The 619-nt window shown below is 55.4% G+C and carries 1 pseudogene; it reads right to left on the reverse strand.

The features are described 5' to 3' along the window. Positions 1–143 precede the first annotated feature (143 nt). Positions 144–619 (reverse strand): annotated as a pseudogene (locus ELR45_RS36280) (hypothetical protein); the annotation flags it as partial.

Genomic DNA, 619 nt, shown 5'->3' on the forward strand with positions numbered 1-619 from the left:
CGGCCGCATCGACACATTCGCTTGCCCCCACATTAGTGCCTTGGCGGCGCACTAACTCACAGCATCGTAGCAGGTCAGAGCGATACGGGACCGGAAAGCCAGTTCACGTGGCCCAATTCAGGAGCTGACGCCCGCGTTCCTTGTCAAGGGGCATCGTCGGAAATGTCGCCCATCGCTGAGTCGGGCAGGATGTGCGCTGTATCATGATCGGCGGGCATTTCAAGGCCTGAGGCGCTTTTGGGTAGACCGAGCGCCTGATGGCCTGGCCATGGTTTCACGCCATGCAAATCAACCCGGCCACCACTAAATTGGGCAATAGCAAAGGAGACCTTTTCGCTACCGAGATCCGCACCTACGAATGATAGATCACTGCCACTAAAAATGGCGCCGGCGAACGAAACTTCTGCGTCACCCACGACTGCACTAGCGAAAGACAGCCTTCCTTTGCTGAATATTGCATCGGCAAAGGAAACCTTGCCCCCGGTCAACTTGGCGCGGTCGAAGGTAACCTCACTGCCGCCGAAATCTGAACCGACGAACGACACCTCGCCGCCGACGAAATTGACATTGTCGAAAGAAATCTTGCCACTACCGAACTCCACATTAAAGAAAGATAGTT

Source organism: Phytoactinopolyspora endophytica (assembly GCF_004138495.1).
Classification (GTDB): Bacteria; Actinomycetota; Actinomycetes; order Jiangellales; family Jiangellaceae; genus Phytoactinopolyspora; species Phytoactinopolyspora endophytica.